This window comes from uncultured Meiothermus sp. (assembly GCF_937863175.1).
Taxonomy (GTDB): Bacteria; Deinococcota; Deinococci; order Deinococcales; family Thermaceae; genus Meiothermus.
Genome location: NZ_CALMCQ010000253.1, coordinates 1 through 6,891 on the forward strand (window position 1 = coordinate 1; position 6,891 = coordinate 6,891).

Annotated in this window: 6 protein-coding genes; all 6 read left to right on the forward strand. The window is 61.1% G+C overall.

The window, feature by feature from the left end; genetic code table 11:
* Positions 1-125: 125 nt before the first annotated feature.
* Positions 126-554 carry an NUDIX domain-containing protein gene (locus tag Q0288_RS09575; protein WP_299429803.1) on the forward strand — a complete coding sequence of 143 codons (429 nt, stop codon included), beginning with the start codon at positions 126-128 and terminating at the stop codon, positions 552-554.
* A gap of 7 nt (positions 555-561) precedes the next feature.
* Entirely contained in the window at positions 562-3,213 is a 2,652-nt protein-coding gene (locus Q0288_RS09580; RefSeq protein WP_299429805.1) for a phosphoenolpyruvate carboxylase, read from the forward strand.
* Between the two features lie 156 nt (positions 3,214-3,369).
* Positions 3,370-3,498, forward strand: coding sequence for a hypothetical protein (locus Q0288_RS09585; RefSeq protein ID WP_299429807.1), 129 nt, complete (start codon positions 3,370-3,372; stop codon positions 3,496-3,498).
* Positions 3,499-3,500: 2 nt separating this feature from the next.
* On the forward strand, positions 3,501-5,027 hold the full coding sequence (locus tag Q0288_RS09590) for an ABC transporter substrate-binding protein (RefSeq protein ID WP_299429809.1): 1,527 nt from the start codon (positions 3,501-3,503) through the stop codon (positions 5,025-5,027).
* Positions 5,028-5,202: 175 nt separating this feature from the next.
* The gene (locus Q0288_RS09595) at positions 5,203-6,144 is read left to right on the forward strand and encodes an ABC transporter permease (protein WP_299429811.1); all 942 of its coding nucleotides are present in this window, start codon (positions 5,203-5,205) and stop codon (positions 6,142-6,144) included.
* Positions 6,145-6,251: 107 nt separating this feature from the next.
* The coding region (locus Q0288_RS09600; protein WP_299429813.1) for an ABC transporter permease at positions 6,252-6,891 on the forward strand (640 nt) is incomplete at its 3' end.

The window sequence follows — 6,891 nt, forward strand, 5'->3', positions numbered from 1 at the left end:
GGTTAAGAATCCGGCCACGGTAAAGATACTGCCGTTCGTGCATGTCACCAAACTAAAGGGTCGCGAAACCTACGTCAAACCATGAAGAAACCCCTCGAGCCCCCAGGGTAAACTGAAGGCTAGCCATGAGCAACCTGACCCAGTACGTTGCCGGTTTTCTCTTCACACCCGACAAGACTCGAGTGGTGCTGATTCGCAAACATCGGGCCGACCCGGATGCACGGTTGTTCAATGGAGTGGGCGGCAAAATTGGGTTGGACGAGCTGCCCAAAGCGGCCATGTCGAGGGTGTTTAAGGAAGAAACCAGTATAGCTATTCCTCCTAAAGAGTGGATGGCTCTGGCCCGCCTGGAAAGCTACGCCGTTCAGATTTATTACTTTGTAGCCATCTCGGAGCTGGCACAAGAGGTTCAGAGCAAAGACGGTGACGAGGTGGGCATTTTCACCGTAAATGAACTTTTTGCCGGCCCGGTGGTGCCGGGCGTGCGCTGGCTGGTTCCACTCGCCTTCGACAGCCGCGTCCGTTTCCCCGTTATCTTCGATGGAACCGTTTGAGGGATAGATGAGCGAAGATCAGTTGTTCGAACAACTCAAACGCGAGGTGGATTTGTTGGGCCGGGCTTTGGGTAAAGCCATCCGCTCGCTTACGGGCGAGCGCATGCTGGAACTGGAAGAGCAGGTGCGCGAGCTTACCAAAACCCTGCGGCAAAGCTATACCCAGACCGCCCAACTGCAGCTTCTGGCCATTGTGCGGGGCCTTTCGCTCCCGGAGGCCGAAAACATGGTTCGGGCCTTTTCGACGTATTTCCACCTGGTCAATCTGGCAGAAGAACGCCACCGGGTGCGGGTCAATCGGGAGCGTGAAAAAAAGAGCACCCGTAACGCCCCCCGCAGTGAATCGTTTCTGGCGCTGGTAGGACAGCTCAAAACCCTGGGCCTTAATTACCAACAGGTTGTGGATGTGCTCTCCCGCCTGCGTCTGCACCTGACCTTTACCGCCCATCCCACCGAGACCCGCCGTCGCACCCAGAGGCATCACATCCGCGAGATTGAAAATCTCCTCGAGCAGGGCCAGGATGCAGCCCTGGAACCTCGGGTGGCTCTGCTATGGGGTACCTCCGAACTCCGCAAATCCCGCCCTGCGGTCGAGGACGAGGTGCGAGGAGGCCTTTTTTACATCACCCACACCCTGTGGCAGACCATCCCTCGGCTGGTGGATGGGCTGGAGAAGGCGGTAGAGGCACACTACGGCAGGCGCCCCGACCTTTCGCCTCCACTGGCATTTCGCAGCTGGATTGGCGGTGACCGTGACGGCAACCCCAACGTGTTGCCGGATGTGACGGGCTGGGCACAAAGCTATGCCCGCGAAACCGCGATTCGCAAGTTTGTAGAAGATGTGGACGGCCTGATTCAGGATCTATCGCTAACCGACGACCGGATCATCATTGCCCGCGAATTGCGGCTGGCCCTGGAAGACCATGCCCGGCGCCTGCAGCTACCCGAACGCTTTCAGAGCGAGCCCTACCGCCAGTTTGGCATGGGGCTGCGCTACAAGCTGCGCTCCTTGCTGGGAGAGCAGCCGGGCCCCGGCTACAGCGGAACCCCGGAGTTTACCGGTGACTTGCGCAAGGCCGAGATCAGCCTCAACCAGCTCGGGCTCGCCGAGATTTCCAGGGCCAGCGTACGCCCGTTGCGCCTCAGAGCCGAGGCTTTTGGTCTGGATCTGGTCAGCCTGGATTTGCGCGAAGAATCACGGGCCTTGACGGAGGCGGTGGCCGAGTTGCTCAAAACAGCGGCGGTACACGAGCATTATGCCGCCCTGGAACCCCTTCAAAGGGAAGCCCTCCTGACCCAGGAGCTTACTACTGCAAGACCCCTGGCTCCGGTGGGATACCGTCCCCAGACCAAGTCCTTACAGACCGCCCTGGAAGCCCTGCGCAACTGGAAATCGCGCGGGGCACACGTGGTCTCGATGACCCATGATGGCAGCGACCTGCTGGAAGTGATATTGCTGGCGCGGGAGGTAGGGCTGTATCGTCCGGGACGGGCTTTACCCTTTGATGTGGTGCCGCTTTTTGAGACCCTGAGCGACCTGCAGAATGCGCCCGAAGTGGTCGCAGGACTGCTGGATAACCCCATTTTCAAGGCCCATGTGCAGGGCCGGGGTGGCCTCGAGATCATGATTGGCTACTCTGACTCCAACAAAGACGCGGGTTTCCTGGCGGCCAACTGGGCGCTATACCAGGCCCAGGAGGCCATTACCGCCACTGCAAAGAGCCGGGGTGTACCGGTCTACTACTTCCACGGACGCGGCACCTCCACCGCCCGGGGTGGTGGCACGGCAGGGCGGGCCATCGCCAGCCTGCCGCCCGGCACGGTGGGCAGCCGGATGCGCCTGACCGAGCAGGGCGAGGCCCTGGCCGATCGCTATGCTCATCCTGACCTGGCTTATCGCAACCTCGAGCAGATGCTCTACCACATGACCCTGGCTTCCGCCCGCGACCTCTATGGGCAGGCCGACCCCCTCAAGGCCGAGTGGCGCGAGGCCATGGGACGAGCCGCCGAACGCTCTACCGAGGCCTACCGCGAGTTGCTGTTGCGCCCTGGCTTCTTCGAGTTTTACGAACAACTCACCCCCATCCGGGAGATCGGCACCCTCAAAATCGCCAGTCGCCCGGTCTATCGCTCAGGCCGAGTGCGCGAAATTAAAGATTTGCGGGCTATCCCATGGGTGATGTCCTGGACGCAAGTACGGCTGCTAATTCCCGGCTGGTATGGACTGGCTGAAGGTCTGGAAGAAATCCCCCTGGAGCTGCGTCGCGAGATGTTCGAGCAGTGGCCTTTCTTCGCTACCACCCTGGACAGCGCCGCCATCGCGCTTGCCAAGGCCGACCTGGGTATCGCCCACGAATACCTGCGCCTGGTCAGGCCCGATTTAGCGGAGCGCTTCTTCCCCAGTATTGCGGGTGCCTTCGAGAAAACCAGGGCCATTCTGGAACAGACCTTCCAGAACACCCTGCTCTTCAGGCACCCGGTGCTGGCCCGCCAGACTGAGTTGCGCAACCCCTATGTAGACCCCGTCTCGCTGGTGCAGGTGGAGTTGCTGGAACGCTACCGCCGCACGCCATTCGAAGCCCCCGAACGCGCGGATCTGGAGCGCGCCCTGATGCTCTCGCTACTGGGCATCGCAGCCGGGCTGCGCAACGCAGGCTAAAGCGTTTGCGAACACAAACCGACCTCGAGCCACCCCGGGGCCTGCGTGAGAAAGGCTAGTGGGGTGGTCGGCAACCTGACGAAAGAGAACTGGTCGTTCTGAGGCCGCCCTGGCCGATGAATCCGCTGTGCTGAGCTGCACGGTACGGAGTCACCCTTGGCTACGACAGGCTTGATGGATGCCCAACCCATTTATGTCGAAGCCCTGGGCCACCCCGCAGGCCGGTTTGCACAAATTGGCAAATCCGATAAGATGGGCGACAACCCGAGTTTCCTGAGGAGGTAGGGATGAACAGAAGTTGGATTGGCTTTTTGGCAAGCCTGGCCCTGGTCGGCACGGCATGGGCACAACGCCCCGACACCATCGTAATTGCGCAGGGCGTGGACGTAACGGTGCTCGACCCCAACAACCAGCTCGAGACCCCCACCGCCAATGTTTTGGCAAATATCTTCGACACCCTCTACATGCGCATGCCCGACGGCTCGGCGCGGCCCTGGCTGGCCACGGGTGTGCGGGCCATCAACCCCACCACCTGGGAGATGACCATCCGCCAGGGGGTCAAATTCCACAACGGCGAAGACCTGACCGCCGAGACGGTGAAGTGGAACTTCGATCGGGTGATTGATCCTGCTCGACCGTTGCGCATCTCCAACTCCTGGGCCAATCTGGCCAGCGTGCAGGTGGTCAACCCCACCACCCTGCGCTTCACCACCCGCAACCCCTTTCCGGTGTTTGTGACCCGCCTGACCGGCTTCTTCATCCTGCCGCAAAAGTACGTCACCGAGAACGGCAACCGCTTCCTGCAAGAGCCGGTGGGTACGGGCCCTTACAGGTTTGTGCGCTGGGTGCGCGACCAGCAGTTTGAACTCGAGGCCAACCCCAATTACTGGGGCGGTGCACCCAAAATCCGCCGGGTGATCTTCCGACCCATCCCCGAAGCCAGCAGCCGTGTGGCCGAGCTGATCTCGGGCGGGGTGGACATCATCACCAACCTGGTGCCCGAAGCGGTTAACGCCGTGCGTGCCTCGGGCGCAGCCGATGTGCGCAGCGTACCCAGCATCCGTAACATCTTCTTGATCCTGAACACACAAAACAAACCCGATAGCCCCCTTGCCAACCCCAGGGTGCGCCTCGCGCTCAACTACGCGGTAGATAAGCGCACCATCGTTAAGAACGTTCTGGGCGGCTTTGGGCAGCCCACTGGCTGTTCGCTCAACAGCTACATCTTCGGCTACGATGCAAGGAGCTGTCAGCCCTACGAGTACAACCCCACCCGTGCCAGGCAACTGCTGGCCGAAGCGGGCTATCCCAACGGTTTCACCATGACCCTGGGCTCCCCCAATGGGCGCTACCTCAACGACCGTCAGGTGGCCGAAGCCGTGGTTGGGCAGCTCGGGCAGATTGGGGTGCGGGTCGAGTTGCGGGTGCAGGAGTGGAGTACCTATGTCGGCCAGGTTCTGGAGCGCCGCATCCCCACCGACGCGGTGCTGCTGGGCTGGGGCAACAACGAGTTCGACGCAGACAACTCGCTTTATAGCCTGTTCTTCGGAGGCACCGTGCGCGGCGGCCCCCGCCAGGTAGCCTTCAGCTACATCCGTTCAGTGCCACTCGACAACGCCCTGCTGCAAGCCCAGCGCACCACCGATCCCGAACAGCGCAAGAGGCTCTACCTCGATGCGCTACGGGTCTTGCGGGCCGAATCCCCCTGGATTTTCCTGCACCAGCAAGAAGACCTTTACGGCGTAGCCAGGCGGGTTGACTGGAAACCCCGCCCCGACGAGCGGCTGTTTGTCGCCGACATGGCCCTGAGGTAATGCGGCTGGTCTAGAGCGCCAGGGGCAGTCTTGGCTCCTGGTTCTCTGGTCTGGATTCCCGCTATTTGAGCTTTTGGATTTGTGCTGGCAAGCGGGCTTGGAGTGGATCGGCCCCGGTGAATAACCCGTCCAGCGGGCTGATCAAAGACAGCAAGAAACGTTCCTGCGAACCCCTATGGCTGCCTATCTGATACGCCGTCTTGTACTTGTCCTGGTGGTCGTCTGGGGAACCGCGACCCTGGCCTTCTTTCTGCTTTTTTTGTCGGGTGACCCGGTCAACCTGTTGCTGCCGCTGGACGCAACACCCGAAGTGCGTGAACAATTCCGCGAGGCCAACGGTTTTGACCGCCCGGTCTGGCAGCAATACCTGAGCTACATGGGCCGGGCCATACAGGGCGACCTGGGTATCTCCCTGCGAAACCAGACCCCCGCCCTGGGACTGGTTTTGGAGCGGATGCCCGCCAGTATGGTACTGGCCGGTGCGGCCCTGTTGTTCGCGGTCATTTTTGGCGTGCTGGCGGGGGTGATTGCGGCGGTTCGAAAGGGAACTACGCTGGAATTTGTGGTCTTGTTTTTTGCCCTGCTGGGCCAGTCGTTGCCGGTGTTCTGGCTGGCCCTGATGCTGATTCTGGTGTTTGGGCTCGAGCTGCGCTGGCTGCCCATATCGGGCTACGGGGTAGGGCCGATTCCCGGCTTACCGGCCTTTGCCAACCTGATTCTTCCGGCGCTTGCGGTGGGCACTTTCTCGATGGCGGCCATCACCCGCCTGACCAGGGGGGGCGTACTGCGCGAACTGCGTAGCGACCATGTCCGCACTGCCCGGGCCAAAGGCCTGGGCGAGCGGGCCGTGATTTACAAACACGCCCTGCGCAACGCAGCCATTCCCGTGGTCACGGTGATCGGACTGCAGCTGGGCAATCTGCTCTCGGGCGCAGTCATCACCGAGACTATTTTTGCCTGGCCTGGCGTAGGCCGACTGGTGCTAACCGCCGTTACTCAGCAAGATTTCCCGGTGGTGCAGGCCGCTGTTATCGTGTTTGCGGTGTTGCTGGCGGTTATTAATCTGGTAGTGGACTTGCTGTACGGGGTGCTCGACCCCAGGGTGCGATATGCGTAGGGGTCAGGGAAAGATGCTCTTGCTGGTGAATCTCGAGGTCAGCGGCGTCCAGGGTTTTGGGCGACCCCATTTGGGCAAGCTGCCTTTTCTAGCTCAGCGGAGTCCCCATGCGTAGAGTCCTTCGCGCCCCCTCTGCTGTCATTGGGATTGGCCTGATGGTTCTCTTTATCCTGATGGCGATTTTTGCCCCGATCATCAGCCCGCACAACCCCACCCAACAAGACCTGCAAGCCATCACCAAGCCTCCTGGCATCGAAGGCCACCTGCTGGGCACTGACCGTCTGGGGCGCGATATGCTCTCGCGCATCTACCACGGTGCACGCCTGTCCCTCGTGGTGGCAGTGGCCGGGGTGCTGATCGGCGCAGCTATTGGGATTCCGCTGGGGCTGCTTTCGGGCTACCTGGGAGGCCAGGTGGACGATTTCTTGATGCGTCTGGGCGACATCCAGCTTTCGCTACCGTTTATCTTGCTGGTAATCGCCATTATTGCCGCTCTGGGGCCTAGTTTAACCAACACCATTGTAGTGCTGGGTGTCACAAGCTGGGTGCTGTATGCGCGGGTGGTGCGGGGTGAGATTCTGTCGCTCAAGGAACGTGAGTTTGTGCAGGCCGCCCATGCCCTGGGTGCATCGGGGCGGCGCATCATGCTCAAGCACCTGCTGCCCAACGCAGCCGGGCCGCTGATCGTAATAGCCACCCTGGAATTAGCCCGTTTAATCGTTACCGAAGCCGCGCTTTCCTTCCTGG